This window comes from Streptomyces regalis (assembly GCF_001509475.1).
Lineage (GTDB): Bacteria > Actinomycetota > Actinomycetes > Streptomycetales > Streptomycetaceae > Streptomyces > Streptomyces regalis.
In genome coordinates this window covers 47,214-68,095 of the sequence record NZ_LLZG01000104.1, presented here as the reverse complement: position 1 = coordinate 68,095, position 20,882 = coordinate 47,214, and the positions used below count along the sequence as shown (strand labels likewise).

The 20,882-nt window shown below is 69.3% G+C and carries 19 protein-coding genes, 1 pseudogene and 1 riboswitch; of the genes and pseudogenes, 9 read left to right on the top strand and 11 right to left on the bottom strand.

The features are described 5' to 3' along the window. The first annotated feature begins 36 nt into the window (after positions 1-36). The 6 genes from ADL12_RS15785 to ADL12_RS15760 all read left to right on the top strand — a co-directional run bounded on the left by ADL12_RS15785 (position 37) and on the right by ADL12_RS15760 (position 5,518). Positions 37-318 carry an Lrp/AsnC family transcriptional regulator gene (locus ADL12_RS15785; RefSeq protein WP_031483291.1) on the top strand — a complete coding sequence of 94 codons (282 nt, stop codon included), beginning with the start codon at positions 37-39 and terminating at the stop codon, positions 316-318. 97 nt (positions 319-415) lie between these two features. Then, the gene (locus tag ADL12_RS15780) at positions 416-709 is read left to right on the top strand and encodes a hypothetical protein (RefSeq protein ID WP_062702812.1); all 294 of its coding nucleotides are present in this window, start codon (positions 416-418) and stop codon (positions 707-709) included. Further along, the gene (locus tag ADL12_RS15775; protein ID WP_079052066.1) at positions 645-2,132 is read left to right on the top strand and encodes a sensor histidine kinase; all 1,488 of its coding nucleotides are present in this window, start codon (positions 645-647) and stop codon (positions 2,130-2,132) included. The genes ADL12_RS15780 and ADL12_RS15775 overlap by 65 nt, the downstream gene beginning before the upstream one ends. A 16-nt stretch (positions 2,133-2,148) precedes the next feature. Further along, positions 2,149-2,811 carry a response regulator transcription factor gene (locus ADL12_RS15770; protein WP_062702811.1) on the top strand — a complete coding sequence of 221 codons (663 nt, stop codon included), beginning with the start codon at positions 2,149-2,151 and terminating at the stop codon, positions 2,809-2,811. Between the two features lie 83 nt (positions 2,812-2,894). Continuing rightward, on the top strand, positions 2,895-4,319 hold the full coding sequence (locus ADL12_RS15765; protein ID WP_062702810.1) for an SLC13 family permease: 1,425 nt from the start codon (positions 2,895-2,897) through the stop codon (positions 4,317-4,319). After that, positions 4,319-5,518 carry a glycerate kinase gene (locus tag ADL12_RS15760; RefSeq protein WP_062702809.1) on the top strand — a complete coding sequence of 400 codons (1,200 nt, stop codon included), beginning with the start codon at positions 4,319-4,321 and terminating at the stop codon, positions 5,516-5,518. The genes ADL12_RS15765 and ADL12_RS15760 overlap by 1 nt, the downstream gene beginning before the upstream one ends. On the opposite strand, the gene ADL12_RS15755 is transcribed toward ADL12_RS15760, so the two are convergent. From ADL12_RS15755 to ctaE, 6 genes are all read right to left on the bottom strand, one after another. After that, on the bottom strand, positions 5,473-6,840 hold the full coding sequence (locus ADL12_RS15755; protein ID WP_062702808.1) for an aminotransferase class V-fold PLP-dependent enzyme: 1,368 nt from the start codon (positions 6,838-6,840) through the stop codon (positions 5,473-5,475). The two genes, ADL12_RS15760 and ADL12_RS15755, sit on opposite strands and share 46 nt — an antisense overlap. A gap of 161 nt (positions 6,841-7,001) precedes the next feature. Beyond that, positions 7,002-7,118, bottom strand: a riboswitch (SAM riboswitch). A gap of 85 nt (positions 7,119-7,203) precedes the next feature. Next, a complete protein-coding gene (gene trpD / locus ADL12_RS15750) occupies positions 7,204-8,268 on the bottom strand; it encodes an anthranilate phosphoribosyltransferase (RefSeq protein ID WP_062702806.1) in 1,065 nt (354 codons plus the stop codon). 283 nt (positions 8,269-8,551) lie between these two features. Continuing rightward, positions 8,552-10,189: a cytochrome bc1 complex cytochrome b subunit gene (gene qcrB / locus ADL12_RS15745; RefSeq protein ID WP_062702804.1), complete on the bottom strand. Its 1,638-nt coding sequence runs from the start codon at positions 10,187-10,189 to the stop codon at positions 8,552-8,554. Then, positions 10,186-11,235 carry a cytochrome bc1 complex Rieske iron-sulfur subunit gene (qcrA, locus tag ADL12_RS15740; protein WP_062702803.1) on the bottom strand — a complete coding sequence of 350 codons (1,050 nt, stop codon included), beginning with the start codon at positions 11,233-11,235 and terminating at the stop codon, positions 10,186-10,188. The genes qcrB and qcrA overlap by 4 nt, the downstream gene beginning before the upstream one ends. Further along, positions 11,232-12,044: a cytochrome bc1 complex diheme cytochrome c subunit gene (gene qcrC, locus ADL12_RS15735; protein ID WP_062702801.1), complete on the bottom strand. Its 813-nt coding sequence runs from the start codon at positions 12,042-12,044 to the stop codon at positions 11,232-11,234. Before qcrC ends, qcrA begins: the two co-directional genes overlap by 4 nt. 80 nt (positions 12,045-12,124) lie before the next feature. Beyond that, a complete protein-coding gene (gene ctaE / locus ADL12_RS15730) occupies positions 12,125-12,745 on the bottom strand; it encodes an aa3-type cytochrome oxidase subunit III (RefSeq protein WP_062702799.1) in 621 nt (206 codons plus the stop codon). 146 nt (positions 12,746-12,891) lie between these two features. Here ctaE and ADL12_RS15725 point away from each other — a divergent pair, with 146 nt between their 5' ends. Next, positions 12,892-13,293: a response regulator gene (locus tag ADL12_RS15725; RefSeq protein WP_062702797.1), complete on the top strand. Its 402-nt coding sequence runs from the start codon at positions 12,892-12,894 to the stop codon at positions 13,291-13,293. A gap of 20 nt (positions 13,294-13,313) precedes the next feature. Here ADL12_RS15725 and ADL12_RS15720 read toward each other — a convergent pair whose 3' ends face one another. The 4 genes and pseudogenes from ADL12_RS15720 to ctaC all read right to left on the bottom strand — a co-directional run bounded on the left by ADL12_RS15720 (position 13,314) and on the right by ctaC (position 17,758). Further along, positions 13,314-14,576 (bottom strand): L,D-transpeptidase, encoded by a 1,263-nt coding sequence (locus ADL12_RS15720; RefSeq protein WP_062702795.1) that lies wholly within the window; start codon positions 14,574-14,576, stop codon positions 13,314-13,316. 131 nt (positions 14,577-14,707) lie between these two features. Next, positions 14,708-15,106: a cytochrome c oxidase subunit 4 gene (locus tag ADL12_RS15715; RefSeq protein WP_062702793.1), complete on the bottom strand. Its 399-nt coding sequence runs from the start codon at positions 15,104-15,106 to the stop codon at positions 14,708-14,710. Further along, a pseudogene (gene ctaD, locus ADL12_RS15710) lies at positions 15,103-16,796 on the bottom strand (aa3-type cytochrome oxidase subunit I). Before ctaD ends, ADL12_RS15715 begins: the two are co-directional and overlap by 4 nt. After that, positions 16,793-17,758 (bottom strand): aa3-type cytochrome oxidase subunit II, encoded by a 966-nt coding sequence (gene ctaC, locus ADL12_RS15705; RefSeq protein WP_062702791.1) that lies wholly within the window; start codon positions 17,756-17,758, stop codon positions 16,793-16,795. The pseudogene ctaD and the gene ctaC overlap by 4 nt, the downstream one beginning before the upstream one ends. Positions 17,759-18,044: 286 nt before the next feature. Between ctaC and ADL12_RS15700 the strand changes: the two genes are divergently transcribed. Further along, on the top strand, positions 18,045-19,424 hold the full coding sequence (locus ADL12_RS15700) for a cysteine desulfurase/sulfurtransferase TusA family protein (RefSeq protein ID WP_079052065.1): 1,380 nt from the start codon (positions 18,045-18,047) through the stop codon (positions 19,422-19,424). An 86-nt stretch (positions 19,425-19,510) separates the two neighbouring features. Here the strand turns inward: ADL12_RS15700 and ADL12_RS15695 are convergent, their stop codons facing one another. Further along, positions 19,511-20,485, bottom strand: coding sequence for a carbohydrate kinase family protein (locus ADL12_RS15695; RefSeq protein WP_062702787.1), 975 nt, complete (start codon positions 20,483-20,485; stop codon positions 19,511-19,513). 131 nt (positions 20,486-20,616) lie between these two features. Between ADL12_RS15695 and ADL12_RS15690 the strand changes: the two genes are divergently transcribed. Continuing rightward, positions 20,617-20,826 (top strand): hypothetical protein, encoded by a 210-nt coding sequence (locus tag ADL12_RS15690; protein WP_062702785.1) that lies wholly within the window; start codon positions 20,617-20,619, stop codon positions 20,824-20,826. The last annotated feature ends 56 nt before the right edge of the window (positions 20,827-20,882 follow it).

The window sequence follows — 20,882 nt, the reverse complement described above, 5'->3', positions numbered from 1 at the left end:
AGCCCCAGCAATGGCCTCCGAGGGAGAGAACCAGCCGTGATCACCGCGATCGTCCTCATCAAGACCAGCGTGGACCGGATTCCCGAGATCGCGGAGCGGATCGCTTCGCTGGAGAGCGTGACCGAGGTCTTCTCCGTCACCGGTACGTACGACCTGATCGCCATGGTCCGGGTGAAGCAGCACGAGGATCTCGCCGAGGTCATCCCGGGCCGGATCAGCAAGATCCCCGGCGTGGAGGCGACGGACACGCACGTGGCGTTCCGGACGTACTCGCAGCACGACATCGAGGCCGCGTTCGCCATCGGCCTGGACAGCTGATCCCGGCCGACTCCCGCTGACACCCGCGGCGCAAGATGAAGAGTTCTTCATCCTGGGCTCATGCTCACCGCCGGGTGACGGGGGCAGGATCGGCCGCATGGTCTTCTCGCACCGGATCGCGGCCCTGGCGGCCGTAGTGGCGATTCCGCTCGGCATCGCCGCGACCAGCTTCGCCCTCACCGACAACCCGGAGGCCCCCAAGGTCCCGGCCAAGGTGGAGCTGGACCGCGGCTCCCCCACCCCGACGCCCACCCGGCCCACACCGACGCCGAGCGACGAGGTCGTCTCCCGGCCCCCGGTGACCGACAGCCCCGCGAGTGACGACGATGACGACGCCCCCGACCGGGAGACCTCGGACGACGACCGTGGCGAGCTCGGGGACGACGGCTGATCCGGTGCGCCGGCGGATCTCCGCGCGGGTCCGCATCCTGCTCTGGCTGCTGCTCGTCATGGCCGTAGGGCTCGTGTCGGTGGCGATGACCACGCGATCGATCCTGCTGCGGGACGTCGACCACCGGGTGAACGGGCTGCTCGCGCAGGAGGCGGGCGAGTTCGCCAACTTCGAGGAACGGGGCGTCGACCCCGAGACCGGCCGCCCGTTCACCGACCCCTCCCGGCTGCTGCGCGAGTTCCTGGTACGGCAGTACGCCGACCCGGACGAGGAGCTGATCGGCCTGGTGGGCCGGGCGGGACAGACCCCGGCGCAGATCATCCAGCCGCGCGACATCCCCGTCGCCGTGCCCCTGCACGAGGACGCCGACGCCCGCCGCCGCATCCTCGGCTCCCCCGACTCCACCGGCACGCTGCACCGGGCGTCCGGCGAGATCCGCTGGGCCAAGGTCACGGTCGCCCGGGCCGGCGGCGAGGCGGAGGCCGCGTTCGTCGTCGCCTTCCACCCGGGGCGCGAACAGGCCGCGGTGAACGAGGAGTTCCGTATCCTGCTCGCCATCTCCGGGGTCGCCCTGCTGATGACGACCGGCATCGGCTGGGCGGTCGCCGGGCGGATCCTCCAACCCGTACGGCTGGTGCGCACGGCTGCCGCACAGCTCACCGAGCAGGACCTCACCCGCCGTATCCCGGTGCACGGGCGCGACGACATCGCCGCGCTCGCGGAGACGTTCAACGCGATGCTCGACCGGCTGGAGCGCGCCTTCGCCGCCCAGCGCGAGTTCGTGGACGACGCGGGCCACGAGCTGCGCACGCCGATCACCATCGTGCGCGGGCATCTGGAGCTCATGGGCGACGACCCGGTGGAGCGCGAGGAGACGATCCGGCTGGTCACCGACGAGCTGGACCGGATGAGCCGCATCGTCGAGGACCTGCTGCTGCTCGCCAAGGCCGAGCGACCCGACTTCGTCACCCCGGAGCCGGTCCAGCTCGCCGAGCTCACCGCCGACGTCTACGTCAAGGCCCGCACCCTGGGCGAGCGGGACTGGCAGCTCGCCGAAGTGGCCGATGCCGAGACCGAGCTGGACCCGCAGCGGATCACGCAGGCGATGGTCCAGCTCGCCCAGAACGCCGTGCAGCACACCGCGCCGGGGCAGACCGTCCGGATCGGCTCCCGCGTCGACGGCCAGGGCGTCGAACTGTACGTCGCCGACTCCGGACCCGGTGTCCAGCCGCAGGACGCCGAGGTCATCTTCGAACGCTTCCGGCGCGGCACCGCCCGGCGCGGCGCCCAGGGCTCGGGGGCCGGGCTCGGCCTGTCGATCGTCCGGGCGATCGCGGAGGCCCACGGCGGCCGGATCCGCCTGCACGCCACACAGGGCGGCGGCGCCACCTTCGTACTGACCCTGGAAGGGGCCCGCCCGTGAACGAAGAGGTACGCACGTGAACCGCATTCTGATCGTCGAGGACGAGGAACGGATCGCCTCCTTCGTCGAGAAGGGCCTGCGCGCCAACGGCTTCACCACCACCGTCGTCGGCGACGGCGAGGCGGCCTACGAGTACGCCCTGACCGGCGGTTTCGACCTGGTCGTCCTGGACATCGGCCTGCCCGGCCGGGACGGCTTCACGGTGCTGCGCGAACTGCGCGAGGCCCGGGTGACGGTTCCGGTGATCGTGCTGACCGCCCGGGACTCCGTACGGGACACAGTGGCCGGTCTGGAGGGCGGCGCCGACGACTGGATGACCAAGCCGTTCCGCTTCGAGGAGCTGCTCGCCCGGGTACGGCTGCGCCTGCGTACGGCGGCCAGGGCGCCCGAGGTGACGGTCCTGCGGTCCGGCTCGCTGACCCTGGACCTGCGCACGCGGCGGGCACGGGCCGGGGAGCGGACGGTGGACCTGACGGCCCGTGAGTTCGTGCTGCTGGAGCTGTTCCTGAGGCATCCGGGGCAGGTACTGTCCCGCGAACAGATCCTGTCGCACGTGTGGGGCTACGACTTCGATCCCGGGTCGAACATCGTGGACGTGTATGTGCGGGCGCTGCGCAAGAAGCTGGGGGCCGAACGGGTCGAGACGGTGCGCGGGGTGGGGTACCGCCTGTCCGCGTGAAGTCACCCCGCCTGCTCGGCGCGTGAAGCCTCTTTCATGTACGGCTCATCGACGGCTCACCGCCCGGGTGAACCCTCGATGACGTGACCCTGAACCTCCGACTGAGCGCCGCCCTGTGTGTGCCGCTCTCCCTGTGCGCACTGCTCGCGGTGCCCGGCAACTTCCCCGGACTCGGCGCCGACGCCCGCCTCACCCTCGCCGTGTTCGCCCTGGCGACCTGCGCCTGGATCGCCACGCCGGTCGACGACACGTACATCGCGCTGGGCGCGGGCCTCGCGCTGACGGTGACCGGGGTGATCAGCAGCGACACCCTGTTCGGCACCCTCGGCGACTCGACGGTGTGGCTGCTGATCTGCGCCTTCGTGCTGGCGGCCGCGGTGACCCGGACGGGGCTCGCGGGCCGGGCGGCGGCGTTCCTGGTCGGCGGGGCGCGCACGGTACGGCAGCTCGTGCACCTCACCACGGCCGCCCTGGTCGTCACGGCGTTCGCGGTGCCGGCCACGTCGGGCCGGGCCGCCCTCGCGCTGCCGGTGTTCCTGGCCCTGGCCAAGGCTCTTGCCGACCGCAGGCGACTGGTCGTGATGCTGGCCCTGCTGTTCCCGACCGTGATCCTGCTGTCGGCGGTGGCGACCCTGATCGGGGCGGGCGCCCATCTGATCACCGTGTCGGTGCTGTGGTCGGCCACCGGTGACCGGATCGGCTTCACCGAATGGCTGCTGCTCGGCCTGCCCCTGGCGGTGACGTCGTCCCACCTGGCCGCCGAGGCGGTACTCCTGACGACCACTCGGCGCGCGGATCGCAAGGGCGCCGTGCGCATCACCCCCGAGCAGATCCAGGAGCACAGCGACCACCCGGTCACCGGCCCGTGGTCGCAGGCGGAGAAGCGCTGCGCGCTGCTGCTCGGCACGGTCGTGCTGCTGTGGTGCAGCGAGCCGCTGCACCGGGTGCCGCCCGCGGTCGTGGCGCTGATCGGCGCGGTGGTGGCGGCCTCGCCGGCGCTCGGCACCGTGCACCTGAAGGACGCGCTGAAGACGGTACCCTGGTCGCTGCTGCTGTTCATGGCCGCGACGATGGCGATGGGCGTCGCGCTCGCCGACTCCGGGGCCGCGAAATGGCTGGTCGACGGGCTTCCCACGGGCGTCAGCCCGCTGGTGTTCCTGGCCGTGGTGATCGCGATCAGTACGGCGGCGCACCTGGTCCTCCAGTCCCGCTCGGCCCGCTCGTCGGTCCTCGTCCCGCTGGTCGTCGCGGCGGCCGTGGGCGCGGGCGTGAATCCGGTGGCCGCCGCGCTCGCGTCCACCGCCGCGGCCGGTTTCTGCCACACGCTCCCGGCGTCCGCGAAGCCGGTCACGCTCTTCTCCGACCTCCCCGGGACGCCCACCTACACCCCGCGCGACCTGCTGCGCCTGTCCGCCGTCCTGGCCCCGCTGACCGCCGCCCTCGTCCTGCTCTTCGCCGTCGCGGTGTGGCCGCTGCTCGGCGTACCCGTGCTGCGCCAGGAGATCTGATGCTGACCCGAGTCGTCGTAGCCCCCAGCGGCTTCAAGGAGTCCCTGTCCGCCCAGGCCGCCGCCGACGCCATCGCGGACGGCGTCCGCCGGGTCCTGCCGGACGTCGTGATCGACCGGATCCCGCTGGTGGACGGCGGCGAGGGCACGGCCGCCGCGCTGGCCGCCGCGACCGGCGGACGGCTCGTCGCACTGCCGGCCACGGGCCCGGTCGGCGAACCGGTCGGGACGCACTTCGCCCTGCTCGGCTCCCGCGACCGCGACACGGCAGTCGTGGAGATGGCCGCGGTCGCGGGCCTCTCCCTGGTCCCGCGCGCCCTGCGCGACCCCGGCGCCACGACGACCTACGGCGTCGGCGAACTGATCCGCGCCGCGCTCGACACCGGCGTACGGCGCATCCTCGTCGGCTGCGGCGACTCGGGCACCTCCGACGGGGGCGCCGGCGCGCTCCAGGCGCTCGGGATGCGACTGCTGGACGCCGACGGGCGTGAACTTCCCCGGGGCGGCCGGGAGTTGACACGCCTCAGCCGGGTCGACGCCCGGGGCCTGGATCCGCGCCTGCGTGAGGTGGAGCTGCTCGTCGCCTGCAACCCGTACAACGTGCTGTGCGGAGTGCGCGGCGTGGCCCGCGTCTTCGGCCCGCAGAAGGGGGCGACGCCCGCACAGGTCGAGGAGCTGTCGGCGGGCCTGGAGAACTGGGCGAAGGTCCTCACCCGCGACCTCGCCATCACCCGCACCGACCTGCGGTACGGCGACGGCACCGGCGCCTCCGGCGGCCTGGGCGCGGGCCTCGCCGCACTGGGCGCCCGACTGCTCCCCCGCTTCGAGGTACTGCTGGCCCACCTCGACCTGGACGCCCGCCTCGCCCGCGCCGACCTGGTCGTCACCGCCGAGGGCGCCATGGACCACCAGACGCCCCGCGGGAAGGTCCCGGCCGAGGTGGCCCGCCGCGCCAAGCTGTCCGGCCGCCCGGTGCTCGCGCTGGCGGGCACCCTCGGCGAGGGCGCGCACAACGTGCCCGGCGTGGACGCCTTCAGCGGCATCCTGCCGGCGCCGATGGCCCTGACGGAGGCCCTTGTGCGCGCCTCCGAGCTCCTCACGGACGCCACCGAACGCGCCCTGCGGATGATCCTGCTGGGCGCCCGGCTACCGGCTCACGCAGAGGTGTCCGGGACGCAACGGCCGTCCTCCGTGCGGTAGTTCCACTTCGCCCCGTCCGTGACGAGCTCCTTCACGGCCTCGACGAACCGCTCGACGTGCTCGTCCGGCGTGCCGGCCCCGAAGCTCACCCGGATCGCGTTGAGGGACTTCTCGCCCGGGGCGGCCTCCGGAGCGCCGCACTCGCCCTGTGCCTGCGGGTCGCTGCCCAGCAGCGTCCGGACCAGCGGGTGGGCGCAGAACAGGCCGTCGCGCACCCCGATGCCGTACTCGGCGGAGAGGGCGGCGGCGAAGTGGGAGCTGTTCCAGCCGTCGACGACGAAGGAGATGACGCCGACGCGCGGGGCGTCGTCGCCGAAGAGGGAGAGGACCCGCACCTCGGGGACCTCGGCGAGACCCGCCCTCACCTTCTCGATCAGGTACTGCTCGCGCGCGACCAGGTCGTCGAAGCCGGCCTCGGTGAGGGCCTTGCAGGCGGAGGCGATGGAGTAGGCGCCGATGACGTTCGGGGAGCCGGCCTCGTGGCGGGCGGCGCTCTCGTGCCACTCGACGTCCACTCCCCCGTCCTCGCGCCGGGTGACCTTGCGGCTGGCGCCGCCGCCCGCGAGGTACGGCTCGGCCTCGCGCAGCCAGTCGGCGCGGCCGGCCAGGACGCCGGAGCCGAAGGGGGCGTACAGCTTGTGGCCGGAGAAGGCGACCCAGTCGACGTCGAGGTCCTGGACGCTCACCGGGTGGTGCGGGGCCAGCTGGGCGGCGTCGAGGACGATCCGGGCGCCGTGTGCGTGGGCGGCGGCGGCCAGCTCACGGACCGGCCACAGCTCGCCGGTGACGTTCGAGGCGCCGGTGACGCAGACCAGGGCCGGGCCGTAGCCCCCTTCAATCGACACAGTGCGGTCGGCGAGGGCGCGCTCGAGAGTCCGTACGGCCTGCTGCGGGGTGCGCGGTGCGTCGAGGTAGGTGACCCGGGCGTTCTTCCAGGGCAGCAGGGAGGCGTGGTGCTCGGTCTCGAAGACGAAGACCTGGCAGTCGGCGGGGAGGGCGGCGGCGAGCAGGTTGAGCGAGTCGGTCGTGGACCGGGTGAACACGAGCTGGTCGTCGGCGCGGCAGTCGAGGAACTCGGCAACGGTCCTGCGGGCGTTCTCGAAGAGGTCGGTCGACAGCTGGGAGAGGTACCCGGCACCGCGGTGGACGCTGCCGTAGTACGGCGCGTAGGCGGCGACGTCGTCCCAGACGCGCTGCAGGGCAGGGGCGCTGGCGGCGTAGTCGAGCGCGGCGTAGGTGACTTCGCCGCCGGTGACGAGGGGGACGGTGACATCACGGCCGAGAACGGGCAGCGGGGCGCAGACAGCGGTGGAGACAGACATGGGTGAACTCCTGTGAGAGCAAGGGGAATCACCGCGCGAGCAGATACGGCTCAAGCACGGGGAAAGGTGAAAGGGGTACGCGGAGGCGGGGCTCTACGCCCTATCGCATTCGCTTGCTCACAGAAGGCTCCCTCGACGACCAGGACCCCTGGTTTGCGAGGGGTCCGCGCTTGCCGTAGACCTCGCTGCCTACGACCTGGTCTTCACCCGGGGCACCCCGCCACGGACGGAGGGTTGCCGGACAGTCGGCCGGGGCCTCATGACTGTCACTCATGACCTGGTCCAACATCCTGCCATACGATCTTCGATGCGCAAGGGCGCAGTCCGGATCCTGGACTGCGCCCTGCGTCACATGCTGCCGGCTCAGGCGTTGCTGGCAGCCACCCAACGCTCCAGCGTCCGTTTCGCCGCACCCGAGTCGATCGACTCCGCCGCCCTCGCCATGCCGAGCCGGATCTGCTCGGTGAGCGGAGCGTCCGTCTGCTCCAATGCCACCAGCGCCGCCGCCGAGTTGAGCAGTACGGCGTCCCGCACCGGCCCCGTCTCGCCGTCCAGCAGGCGCCGGGCGACCTCCGCGTTGTACGACGCGTCGGCGCCGCGCAGCGCCTCCACGGGCACCAGGTCGAGGCCGACGTCGCGCGGGTCGAAGGCCTCGTCGGTCACCTTGCCGTCGCGGACCACCCACACCCGCGAGGTGGCCGTCGTCGTCAGCTCGTCGAGGCCGTCGTCGCCGCGGAACACCAGCGCGGACGACCCCCGCTCGGCCAGTACGCCGGCGATGAGCCCCGCCATCCGGGTGTCGAAGCAGCCCACGGCCGAGGCGGTGACGCGGGCCGGGTTGGTCAGCGGGCCGAGGAGGTTGAACGAGGTCGGGATGCCCAGGTCCCGCCGTACGCCACCGACGAACCGCATCGAGGGGTGGAACTTGGCGGCGAAGCAGAAGGTGATCCCGGCCTCGTCCACCACCCGCGCCACGCCCTCCGGCGACAGCTCCAGGTTGATGCCGAGCTTCTCCAGCACGTCGGACGAGCCGCTCGCCGAGGACGACGCCCGGTTGCCGTGCTTGACGACCTTCGCGCCGGCGCCCGCGATCACGATGGCGGACATCGTCGAGATGTTGACCGTCTTGGCCCGGTCCCCGCCCGTGCCGACGATGTCGACGGCGGGGCCGGGGATGTCCAGCGGCTGGGCGTGGGCGTACATCGCCTCGACGAGACCGTTGATCTCCTCGACCGTCTCGCCCTTGGCCCTCAGGGCCACCATGAAGCCCGCGATCTGGGCGTCCGAGGCCTCACCGCTCATGAAGCGGTCCATCGCCCATGCCGTGTCGCCGGCGCTCAGGTCCTGTCCGCCGAGCAGGGCGCTCAACACCTCGGGCCAGGAACGGCCCGCCGCGGTGTCGCCTCCAGCGGGGGTCACAGCGCTCATAAGCCGCTCCTGGGTCAGTTGTGGTGTCCCGCACTACGGGACGCGAGTCTCAACGGGTCCACCCTATCCAGCCCCGGGGCACGGAGAGAGGCCCAGTCCGAACACCGGACGGGTGCTCATCTCAGCTCGCCCGGCCCACGCTCCACCCGCCCGGCGGGCGAATCGCCTGTCCCGTCGAAGCGACCCTCTGTTCGGACTCGTCCGAGAGACACTCCACGCACGGCGAAGGGCCCCGTCCGCAATCGGACGGGGCCCTTCAACCGTGGCGTGGCTGGCGCAGTGATCAGTGGTGGCCGTGGCCGCTGGTGATCTCCTTGTACTCCTCGACGGTCGGCTTCGGGATCTGGCCGTCCTCGTCGAAGTACGCCTTGCTGAGCTTGGCGCGCAGCTTCTCGGAGCCCTTCACCTTGCGCTCGACGCCGTTCTCGTCGACCGTCGGGCCGATCTCGAGCGGCTTGTACTGCTCGTGCGCGGTGAGGGTGTGCAGCGCGTCCTGGCTGAGCGGCTCGTGGATCTCGATGAACTCACCGTGCGGCAGGCGCTTGATGATGCCCGACTCGCGGCCGTGCAGCACCTTGTCCTTGTCCCGGCGCTGAAGGCCGAGGCAGATCCGCTTGGTGATGATGAACGCGAGGACCGGCAGGACGAAGAAGCCGATCCGGACGAACCAGGTGACCGCGTTGATCGACAGGTGGAAGTGCGTGGCCCACAGGTCGTTGCCACCACCGACGAGCAGCAGCAGGTACAGCGACATCCAGGCGACACCGAAGGCGGTGCGGGTCGGGGCGTTGCGCGGGCGGTCCAGGATGTGGTGCTCGCGCTTGTCGCCGGTGATCCAGGCCTCGATGAACGGGTACACCGCGATCGCCACCAGGACCAGCGGGAAGATCATCAGCGGGATGAACACACCCAGGACGAGGGTGTGGCCCCAGAAGTTGACCTCCCAGCCCGGCATGAAGCGGATCAGGCCCTCGGAGAAGCCCATGTACCAGTCGGGCTGGGCGCCGGTGGACACCATGTCCGGGCGATAGGGGCCCATCGCCCAGATCGGGTTGATCTGGGCGATCGCCGAGAGAGCGGCGATGACACCGAAGACCAGGAAGAAGAAGCCTCCGGCCTTGGCCATGTAGACCGGCAGCAGCGGCATGCCGACGACGTTCTTGTTGGTCTTTCCGGGGCCCGCGAACTGCGTGTGCTTGTGGTAGAAGACCAGGATCAGGTGCGCCACCACGAGGCCGAGCATGATGCCCGGCAGCAGCAGGATGTGGATCGAGTAGAAGCGGGCCACGAAGTCGGTGCCCGGGAACTCGCCGCCGAAGAGGAAGAACGAGAGGTACGTGCCGACGATCGGCACGGACAGGACCGCGCCCTCCATGAAGCGGACACCGGTGCCGGAAAGCAGGTCGTCCGGGAGCGAGTAGCCGGTGAAGCCGGTGAACATGCCCAGGACGAACAGCAGGAAGCCGAACAGCCAGTTGACCTCACGCGGCTTGCGGAACGCGCCGGTGAAGAACACGCGCATCATGTGCACGAACATGGCCGCGAGGAAGATCAGCGCCGCCCAGTGGTGGATCTGCCGAATGAGCAGACCACCGCGCACGTCGAAGGAGATGTGCAGGGTCGAGCTGAACGCCTCGCTCATCAGCTGTCCCTGGAGCGGGACGTAGCTGCCGTGGTACTCCACCTCGTTCATCGACGGGTGGAAGAACAGCGTCAGATACACACCCGTGAGGATGATGATGAGGAAGCTGTAGAGCGCGACCTCTCCCAGCATGAACGACCAGTGGTCGGGGAAGATCTTGCGCATGTTGGCCTTGGCCAGGGAGTAGATCCCCAGCCGGCCGTCGGCCCAGTCGGCGACGCGCTCGCCGGCCGGTGCCTTCCCGCGAGAGCGGGACTCGGTGGTCTCTGTAGTGCTCATCCGCGCTCCCAGAATGCAGGACCGACAGGCTCTTCGAAGTCGCCGAGCGCCTCGAGGTAGCCCTCGTCGTTCACGCCGATACGCAGCTGCGGCAGGGCGTGACCGGCGGGACCGAAGATCACTCGGGCACCGTCGGCGAGGTCGAAGGTGGACTGGTGGCAGGGGCAGAGCGCGTGGTGCGTCTGCTGCTCGTACAGGGAGATCGGGCAACCGACGTGGGTGCAGATCTTCGAGTACGCGACGATGCCCTCGTGCGACCACTCGAGCTCGCGCTTGTCCTTGATGTCGGCGGGCTGGAGCCGGACGATCATCAGAGCGGCCTTGGCGATCTCGGTCTGGAACTCGTGGTCGTGCTCCTCCAGGCCCTCCGGCTTGGCGAAGGTGAGGGAGCCGACCGCGACGTCCGAGGGACGCAGCGGCTCGTTGGTGTTCATGTTGACGAGCAGCTTGCCCTTGGACCACAGGGTGTGGCGCAGCTTGGTGCCGGGCAGCGGGCCGAGGTCACGCAGCAGGACGACACCGGAGAGCGGGAACAGGGCCAGCGCGCCGAACATCGTGTTGCGGATCAGCTTGCGGCGACCGAGCGCGGACTCCTTGGCGCCCTGCTTGAAGTCGGCCATGACCTTGGCCTTGACCTCGGGCGACGCCTCGATCGGGTGCCGCTCGTCCGCGACCTCCACGTCGGACATCAGGGTGCGGGCCCAGTGGACCGCGCCCGCGCCGATGCAGAACAGCGCCCCGCCGAGGGTCAGGCCCAGCGCGAAGTTCAGCGCGTTGAGGTGCCCGATCGGGAAGACGAAGATCGACTTGTCGTGCGGGATCGTGACGAACGAGGCGATGAAGCCGACGGTGGCCAGCATCGACGCCGTGAACAGCAGGGCGACCGTGCGCTCGGACCGCTTGGCGGCCCGCTCGTCGATGTCCTGGATCCGGTGCTCGTGGGGCGGCAGACCGGGGTCGGCGAAGGGGTGCTTCTCGTCCGCCACCGCGACGGTGGCGTCCTGCTCAGCGGGCAGGTTCTCTTCTGGAATGTCTTGGCTACTCATGACTTCTTGGCCTTTGCGGTCCGAGCGGCGACCCAGACGGCGACGGCGATCATGGCCCCGAGGCCGAAGATCCAGGCGAACAGGCCCTCGGTGACCGGCCCGAGGCCGCCCAGCTCCAGACCACCCGGATTGACCGTCTCGTCGCTGTTGACCGCGTGCAGGTACGCGATGATGTCCTTCTTGTTCTGCTCCGACAGCGTGGTGTCGGGGAACGACGGCATGTTCTGCGGGCCGGTCTGCATGGCCTCGTAGATGTGCTTCGGGTCGACGTCCTCGAGCGTCGGCGCGTACTTGCCGTGCGTCAGCGCGCCGCCCTTGCCGGTGAAGTTGTGGCACTGGGCGCAGTTGTTGCGGAAGAGCTCACCGCCCTTGGCGATGTCCGCGCCCTCGGGGCCGTACTGCTCCTCGGTCGGGACGGACGGACCGGCGCCCAGCGAGGCGATGAACGCCGCGAGCTGGTCGATCTCGGCCTGCGAGTAGATGTTCTTCTTGCTCGGGACCTGGGCGCCCTGGGAGGTGGCGGCCGGCATACGGCCCGTCGAGACCTGGAAGTCGACGGAGGCGGCGCCGACGCCCACGAGGCTCGGACCGTCGGAGGTGCCCTGACCGCCGGTTCCGTGGCAGCTGGCGCAGCCGACGGTGTAGAGCTTCTTGCCCTCCTCGATGGTGAGGGACTGGGCGGATTCCTCGGCCTGCGCCTTGTCCGCGGGAGCGAACACGGCGTACAGCCCCCCCGTGCACGCCAGCGCGAGGAGTAGGACGACGACCGCCGCCAGCGGATGGCGTCGTCGTGCGGAGAGCTTTTTCACGGATTACCCCGGTGTCAGGATCTTCTGCGTCGATGCTTGCGGTATGTGCGTTTGTGGAACGCGCGCGGGATCGGGCCCGGCTACTTGATCATGTAGATCGTGGCGAAGAGGCCGATCCAGACGACATCGACGAAGTGCCAGTAGTAGGACACGACGATCGCGGCGGTCGCCTGCTCGTGCGTGAACCTCTTCGCCGCGTACGTGCGGCCGAGGACCAGCAGGAAGGCGATGAGACCGCCCGTCACGTGCAGGCCGTGGAAGCCGGTGGTCAGGTAGAAGACCGAGCCGTACGGGTCGGACGAGAGCGAGAGGCCCTCGTGCTTGACCAGCTCGGTGTACTCGTACACCTGACCGCCGATGAAGATCGCACCCATGACGAAGGTGACGATGAACCAGCCCCGGAGCTTCTTGACGTCACCGCGCTCGGCGGCGAAGACGCCGAGCTGGCAGGTGAGGGAGGAGAGCACCAGGATCGTGGTGTTGGTCGCCGAGAACGGGAAGTTCAGGAAGTCGGCCTTCTCCTTCCAGAACTCGGGACCCGTCACCGATCGCAGGGTGAAGTACATCGCGAAGAGGGCCGCGAAGAACATCAGCTCGGAACTCAACCAGATGATGGTTCCGACGCTGGTGAGGTTCGGTCGATTGACCGACGGGTGCGCGTGACCCTTGTCTACTGTCGTTGCTGTCGCCACGACCGACATTATGTCGGTCGCTTATCCCGCCCTCACTCCGGGGGGTGCCGTTCGGAGTGTCTTCCCCGTTCATACCGGTGTTGACGTGGTCTTCAAGGGAGTAGCATCCGGCCCAACGGGCCCTGTCCTTACGACGCCGACGTCACGGAGGAACAATGCAGCCGACCGCCACGGTGCTGGTCTACAGCGACGACTCCAACACCCGCGAGCAGGTGAGGCTGGCTACCGGGCGCCGGCCCGCTCCGGACGTGCCTGTAGTGGAGTTCGTGGAGTGTGCGACTCCGGCAGCGGTGCTGCGCGAGCTGGACAAGGGCGGCATCGACGTCTGCGTGCTGGACGGGGAGGCCGTGCCCATGGGGGGCATGGGGGTCTGCCGGCAGATCAAGGACGAGGTGTTCAACGCCCCGCCGGTGCTGCTGCTGATCGGGCGGCCGCAGGATGCGTGGCTGGCGACGTGGAGTCGGGCCGAGGCGGCGGTGACGTTGCCTGTGGAGCCGGTGGAGTTCGCGGCGGCGTTGGCATCTCTGTTGCGGACGCAGAGGCTTCAGAGCGCCTAGGAGCTCGGGGGCGGCCCCTCTCACACGCTCTGGGGCCTCAACCTCGCCCGCTCCGACGGGCTTGGGCCATCAGGGGTGCCGCCCACCAACGCGCTGCCGCCCCGCCATTTCTTCCAGGGCAGGTTCCAGTCGCCGAAGCCGTTGCCGAACGGTTCCATGGTGTTGCCGTACGAGTTGATGACCTTGACGATGTCGCCCTCGCGGACGTTGTCGAAGAACCACTGGGCGTTGGCGGTGCTCATGCCGGTGCAGCCGTGGCTGACGTTGGCGTAGCCCTGGGAGCCGACCGACCAGGGGGCGGCGTGGACGTACTCGCCGCTCCAGGTCACGCGGGTGGCGTAGTAGACCGGTAGGTCGTACGACTCGGCGGAGCCCTCCGCTATGCCGATGCTGGTGCCGCGCATACGTACGAAGTACTCCTTGCCCAGGACGACCTTGACGCCGTTGCGGGTCTCGAAGCCGGGCTTGCCGGTCGTGACCGGTATCGACCTGACCTCCTCGCCGTTGCGGTAGAGCGTCAGCTGGTGGGACGCGGCATCCGTGACGGCGATGACCTGGTCGCCGATGGTGAGGGTCAGGGGCTTGGCCTTGCCGCCCCAGAGACGGTCGCTGATCTTGATGCCTTCGAGGTTGCTGCGGGCCCGGACGGTGGCGTTGGTGGGCCAGTACTCCTTGGGACGGTAATGGAGTTCCTTGTCGTCCACCCAGTGCCAGGTGCCCTCCACGGCGGGCATGGAGTCGACCTTCAGGGCCCGCTCGACTATCTGCCGCTGCTTCTTGTCCTTGACGGGCTGGTCCAGTGCGGCCGTGACGGGCTGTCCCACGCCGTAGGTGCCCGCCTTGGGGCCGAACTCCACCGTCAGGTGCTTCTTGGTGGTCGGCCTGCTGGTGTCGAAGGTGAGGACCTTGCGGCCGGGGGCGCCGTCCTCGTCCTCGGTGCTCACCCGCACTGTGTAGCGGGCGTTGGCGGCCAGCGGGGAGGTGCTGTGCCAGCGGGTGCCGTCGGCGGAGAGTTCGCCCGCGACGTAGCGTCCTGCGGCGTCCCTGGCGGTGACGTCCGTGATGCGGCCGTCGGAGTCCTCCGCAGTGATCTCCAGGGGCTTGTCGGGGTCGGCCTTCCTGCCGTCGCCCGTGGGGCCGTTGAAGGCTATCTGGTCGGCCGCGTCGTACGGCTCGGCGGAGAGCGGGTTGCCGTCGCTGCTGCAGCCGGCGGCGCTCGCGCCTATCGCGATCAGCAGGAGCGAGCAGCCTATGAGGGTGCTCGTACGCGGTATTTGGCTCATGGCCCCACGCTAAGAAGCCATGTCACCCCCGGCGCGCCGGGTAGCGCGTACGGGTGATGTCGATTGCTGCAAAAGCAGGAACCCGGACGCTCCTGACGGAGTGTCCGGGTTCCTGATGAGCTCAGCTCGTGTTACTGGGTGCGGTTCTCACCGCGGTAGTACTCGAAGACCCAGCCCCAGATGCCGATCAGGACCAGCGGCGCCGAGAAGTACATCAGCCACCAGCCGATCGCGATCGACAGGAAGGCGAGCGCGCCACCGATCGCGAGGGAGAGCGGCTGCCAGCTGTGCGGGCTGAAGAACCCGACCTCGCCGGCGTCGTCCGCGACGTCCGCCTCCTTGTTGTCCTGTGCACCCGCGTCGACCCGCCGGGCGGTGAAGCCCAGGTAGAAGCCGATCATGATGCACAGAGCGAAGGCCAGGAAGAGGGCCGTGGTACCGGCCGGCTCCTTCGACCAGACGCCGTAGACGACCGCCATGGCGAGGATGAAGACGCTCAGCCAAGCGAACATCGTGCCCTGAGTCTTCACTTGCCGGCCTCCTTGCCACCAGCCAGAGCCTTCTCACCGTGAGGCGCGTTCTCGAGCTCGTCGAGCGCGGCGATCTCAGGGTGGTGCAGATCGAACGCCGGGGATTCGGAACGGATCCGCGGCAGAGTGAGGAAGTTGTGCCGCGGCGGCGGGCAGGACGTCGCCCACTCCAGCGAGCGGCCGTAGCCCCACGGGTCGTCGACGCCGACCGGCTTGCCGTACTTGGCCGTCTTCCACACGTTGTAGAAGAAGGGCAGCAGCGACGCGCCGAGCACGAACGAGCTGATCGTCGAGATCGTGTTCAGGGCAGTGAAGCCGTCGGCCGCGAGGTAGTCGGCGTAACGACGCGGCATACCCTCGGCGCCCAGCCAGTGCTGGACCAGGAAGGTGCCGTGGAAGCCGATGAACAGCGTCCAGAAGGTCATCTTGCCGAGTCGCTCGTCGAGCATCTTGCCGGTGAACTTCGGCCACCAGAAGTGGAAGCCGGCGAACATCGCGAAGACGACGGTACCGAAGACGACGTAGTGGAAGTGCGCCACCACGAAGTACGAGTCGGAGACGTGGAAGTCCAGCGGCGGCGAGGCCAGGATGACGCCGGTCAGACCACCGAAGGTGAAGGTGATGAGGAAGCCGGTCGCCCACAGCATCGGCGTCTCGAAGGACAAAGAGCCCTTCCACATGGTGCCGATCCAGTTGAAGAACTTCACGCCGGTGGGGACGGCGATGAGGAACGTCATGAAGGAGAAGAACGGCAGCAGCACACCGCCGGTGACGTACATGTGGTGCGCCCACACCGTCACGGACAGACCCGCGATCGCGATGGTCGCCGCGATCAGACCCATGTAGCCGAACATCGGCTTGCGGGAGAAGACCGGGATGATCTCGCTGATGATGCCGAAGAAGGGCAGCGCGATGATGTACACCTCGGGATGCCCGAAGAACCAGAACAGGTGCTGCCACAGCAGCGCGCCGCCGTTGGACGCGTCGAAGATGTGCGAGCCGAACTTGCGGTCCGCCTCCAGCGCGAACAGCGCGGCCGCGAGGACCGGGAAGGCGAGCAGGACCAGCACCGCGGTCAGCAGCGCGTTCCACACGAAGATCGGCATGCGGAACATGGTCATGCCGGGGGCGCGCATGCAGATGATCGTGGTGATGAAGTTGACCGAGCCGAGGATGGTGCCGAAGCCGGAGAAGGCCAGACCCATGATCCACATGTCGGCGCCGATGCCCGGGCTGCGGACCGCGTCCGAGAGCGGGCTGTAGGCGAACCAGCGATGAGCGAGCCGAACAGGTACAGCCAGTAGGCGAACATGTTCAGCCGGGGGAACGCCACGTCCGGCGCGCCGATCTGCAGCGGCATGATCCAGTTCACGAAGCCGGCGAACAGCGGCGTCGCGAACATCAGCAGCATGATCGTGCCGTGCATCGTGAACGCCTGGTTGAACTGCTCGTTCGACATGAACTGCAGTCCCGGACGGGCCAGCTCGGCGCGCATGAGCAGCGCCATCACGCCGCCGATCACGAAGAACGCGAACGACGTGACGAGGTACAGCGTTCCGATCGTCTTGTGGTCGGTGGTGGTGAGCCACTTGACCACGACGTTGCCGGGCTGCTTGCGCCTGACCGGCAGCTCGTCCTCGTACGAGGGTTCAGCTGCCGCGGCACCCTGGGGTTCGTTGAGGATGCTCACAGGTTTGTCGTCTCCCGGTTCTTCTCGTGGCTCGTCTGCGCGATGCCGGCGGGAACGTAACCGGTCTGCCCCTTCTTGGCGAGGTCCTTGAGGTGCTGCTCGTAGCGCTCGGGGGAGACGACCTTCACGTTGAACAGCATCCGGGAGTGGTCGACGCCGCACAGCTCGGCGCACTTGCCCAGGAAGGTGCCCTCCTTGTTGGGGGTCACCTCGAAGGCGTTGGTGTGGCCCGGGATGACGTCCTGCTTCATCAGGAACGGCACCACCCAGAAGGAGTGGATGACGTCACGCGAGGTGAGGACGAAGCGGACCGTCTTGCCCTTGGGAAGCCACAGGGTCGGGCCCGGGTTGCCCGTCTGCGGGTTCCGGGTGCCGGGGGTGCCGGCGTCGTAGACTCCGCCGGCGTTCGCCGGGAAGTCCTCCTTGAACCGGTCCGGAATCGCAGCCAGGTTCTTGTCGGTCTTCGCGTCACCGGTGGAACCCTCGACGGGCTCGACGTAGTTGAAGGCCCAGCTCCACTGGTAGCCGACGACGTTGACGGTGACGTCGGGCTTGTCCTTGAGCTCTAGGAGCTTCGACTCGTCGCGGGCCGTGAAGTAGAACAGCACCGAGACGATGATGAGCGGGACCACCGTGTACAGCGCCTCGATCGGCATGTTGTACCGGGTCTGCGGAGGAACCTCGACCTTGGTGCGGCTGCGCCGGTGGAAGATGGTGCTCCACAGGATCAGGCCCCACACCAGCACGCCGGTGGCCAGCGCGGCAGCCCAGGAGCCCTGCCAGAGGGAGAGGATCCGCGGAGCCTCTTCCGTGGTCGGGGTGGGCATACCAAGGCGGGGGAAGTCTTCCCAGTTGTACGAGCAACCGGTGGCTGTCGCCAGGACCAGGCCCGCAGTCATTGCCTGCAGCAGCTTCCGCCGCATCGGGCGCCGCGGCGAGCGGTCGGAGCCGTTGGGACTCACGTAGCGCCTTCCCGAGAGTCTCGCCCGCGCGGATCGGCTGCGGCCTGGCCTTCTCGCTGGTCGGTCGCCGCCCTGCGTCGGGCAGGGGTTTGGATGTTTATGCGGACCAAACCCTAGCCGACGCTCTTCGAGGGTTCGCGGGGAGGGGGGCCTACTGGAGTGGGGGGTTCGCTTGATTGGCGGCTGCGGGTGGTTTGTGGGTGGTCGCGCCCCGCGGCGGAGCCGCAATGTCACGGCCCCGCGCCCCTGAGGGACGTTGCAGTCACCGGACGTTTAGCGTTGCTGTGTGGGCTACTTTGATGCTGCTTCCAGTGCTCCTCTTCATCCTGTTGCTCGGCAGGCTCTCCAGGCCTCGCTTGATGAGGGATGGGCTGATCCTGCCCGGCTCTATCGGGAGGGGCGGCGGGCCCGATTGTTGCTGGATGCGGCTCGGGAAGCGGCTGCCGAGGCCGTGGGCTGCCGACCGGACGAGCTCGTCTTCACGCCGTCCGGCACGCGCGCCGTGCACTCCGGGATGGCGGGGGTGTTGGCGGGGCGGCGACGGGTGGGACGTCACCTGATCGTGTCGTCCGTCGAGCACTCGTCCGTGCTCCATATGGCCGATGCGCACGAGGCCGACGGCGGGACGGTCACGCAAGTCGCCGTGGATCGTCAGGGCATGGTGACCACGGCAGCGTACGTCGCCGCCCTTCGCCCGGACACCGCGCTCGCGTGTCTTCAGTCGGCCAACCACGAGGTGGGGACCGAGCAGCCGGTGGCGGAAGTGGCCGGTGTGTGCCGGGAGGCCGGGGTGCCGTTGCTGGTGGATGCGGCGCAGTCGCTCGGGTGGGGGCGGGTCGAGGGCGACTGGTCGGTGGTGACCGGGAGTGCCCATAAGTGGGGTGGGCCGTCAGGGGTCGGGCTGCTCGTCGTACGGAAAGGGGTGCGGTTCGCCGCGCAAGGGCCCGTGGACGAGCGGGAGTCGGGGCGGGCGGCCGGGTTCGAGAACATCCCGGCGATCGTCGCCGCGGCGGCCTCGCTGCGTGCCGTGCAGGCGGAGGCGGCCCAAGAGGCGGCACGGCTGCGCGAGCTGACGGAGCGGATCCGGGCGCGGGTGCCGCGGCTGGTGCCGGATGTGGAGGTGGTCGGCGATCCGGTGCGGCGGTTGCCCGGCGTCGTCACCTTCTCCTGTCTCTATGTCGACGGGGAGGCACTGCTGCACGAGCTGGACCGTGCCGGGTTCTCGGTTTCCTCCGGTTCGTCCTGCACGAGCAGCACGCTGACGCCCAGCCATGTGCTGAAGGCGATGGGGGTGCTGAGCGAGGGGAACGTGCGCGTGTCCCTGCCGTTCGGGACGGCGGAGGAGGACGTCGAACGGTTCTTGGAGGTGCTTCCGGGGACCGTCGCCGCGGTGCGGGAGAAGCTGGGCGCACCGACCGGCGAGGCGGTCGTACAGGAGGAGGAGGTCCTGGTCGTGGACTCCCTCGGCAAGCGGTGCCCGATCCCGGTCATCGAACTGGCGAAGGTCATCGGGAGCGTGCCCGTGGGCGGCATGATCCGCGTCCTGTCGGACGACGAGGCGGCCCGCCTGGACATCCCGGCGTGGTGCGAGATGCGGGGGCAGGAGTACGTGGGCGAGGAGCCGGCAGACCAAGGAACGGCGTACTTGATCCGCCGGACGAGTTGAGAACCCTCAGGGGGCGCGGGACTGTGTCGATATGCGGCTACCGCCGCGTGCGCGCGACCAGCCCCCACGCACCCTCAGTCGGCGAATCAGCCCAGATGCCCCTGAACCTCCGCCGCAGCCTCATCCCCGTACGCCTTGCTGAACCGCTCCATGAAGTGAGCCCGCCGCAGCTGATACTCCTGCGTGCCGACGGTCTCGATGACGAGCGTCGCCAGCATGCAGCCGACCTGCGCGGCCCGCTCCAGGGACACACCCCACGCCAGTCCCGACAGGAACCCCGCGCGGAAGGCGTCGCCGACACCCGTGGGGTCGGCCTTGCGCTCCTCCTCGGGGCAGCCGACCTCGATCGGGTCCTCCCCGTCGCGCTCGATCCGTACGCCCCGCGAGCCGAGGGTCGTGACGCGGTGGCCGACCTTGGACAGGATCTCCTCGTCCGTCCAGCCGGTCTTGGACTCGATGAGCCCCTTCTCGTACTCGTTCGAGAAGAGGTACGTCGCTCCGTCCAGCAGTATCCGGATCTCGTCGCCGTTCATGCGGGCGATCTGCTGGGAGAAGTCCGCGGCGAAGGGGATGGCGCGGGAGCGGCACTCCTCCGTGTGGCGGAGCATCGCCTCGGGGTCGTCGGCGCCGATGAGGACCAGGTCGAGGCCGTCGACGCGGTCCGCGACGGTCTTCAGCTCGATCAGGCGGGCCTCGCTCATCGCCCCGGTGTAGAAGGAGCCGATCTGGTTGTGGTCGGCGTCGGTGGTGCAGACGAAGCGGGCGGTGTGCAGGGTCTCGGAGATACGGACCGAGCCGGTGTCGACGCCGTGCCGGTCCAGCCAGGCCCGGTACTCGTCGAAGTCGGAGCCCGCGGCGCCGACCAGGATCGGCTTCGTGCCCAGCTGTCCCATGCCGAAGGCGATGTTGGCGCCTACGCCGCCCCGGCGTACGTCCAGGTTGTCGACCAGGAAGGAGAGCGAGACCGTGTGCAGCTGGTCCGCGACGAACTGGTCGGCGAAACGGCCGGGGAAGGTCATGAGGTGGTCGGTGGCGATGGAGCCGGTGACTGCGATGCGCACGGCGTGGAGTCTCCTGCGGGGAGGTTGGGTTGACAGTCCACGCTACCGTGCGTGACCAGGACTCTGAAGTGGCCAAAACTACCTGATAGTAGATCTTTCTTCGCGGGCTCCGGCGTGCATACGGTGCCGCTATGACGAAATCCGAGGTCCACGCCCCCGCTCCGATCGACCTGGAGGGCGACCTGGCGTCGCTGCCCGGTGACTGCGCGCGGATGGCTCCCCACTGGACCGCTCCCGACCGTGTCCTTTCCCGTCCGGTCTCCCCGTCACTCATCCATGGCGTGACCGTGCCGCCGAAGTCGGCGCGACTGCTGGACGCGATGTCGGACTACGGCGACTGATCGGGCACGTCGACCGATCGAACTCCGGCGGCCGAATCGGCGCGTTTCAGGGAACC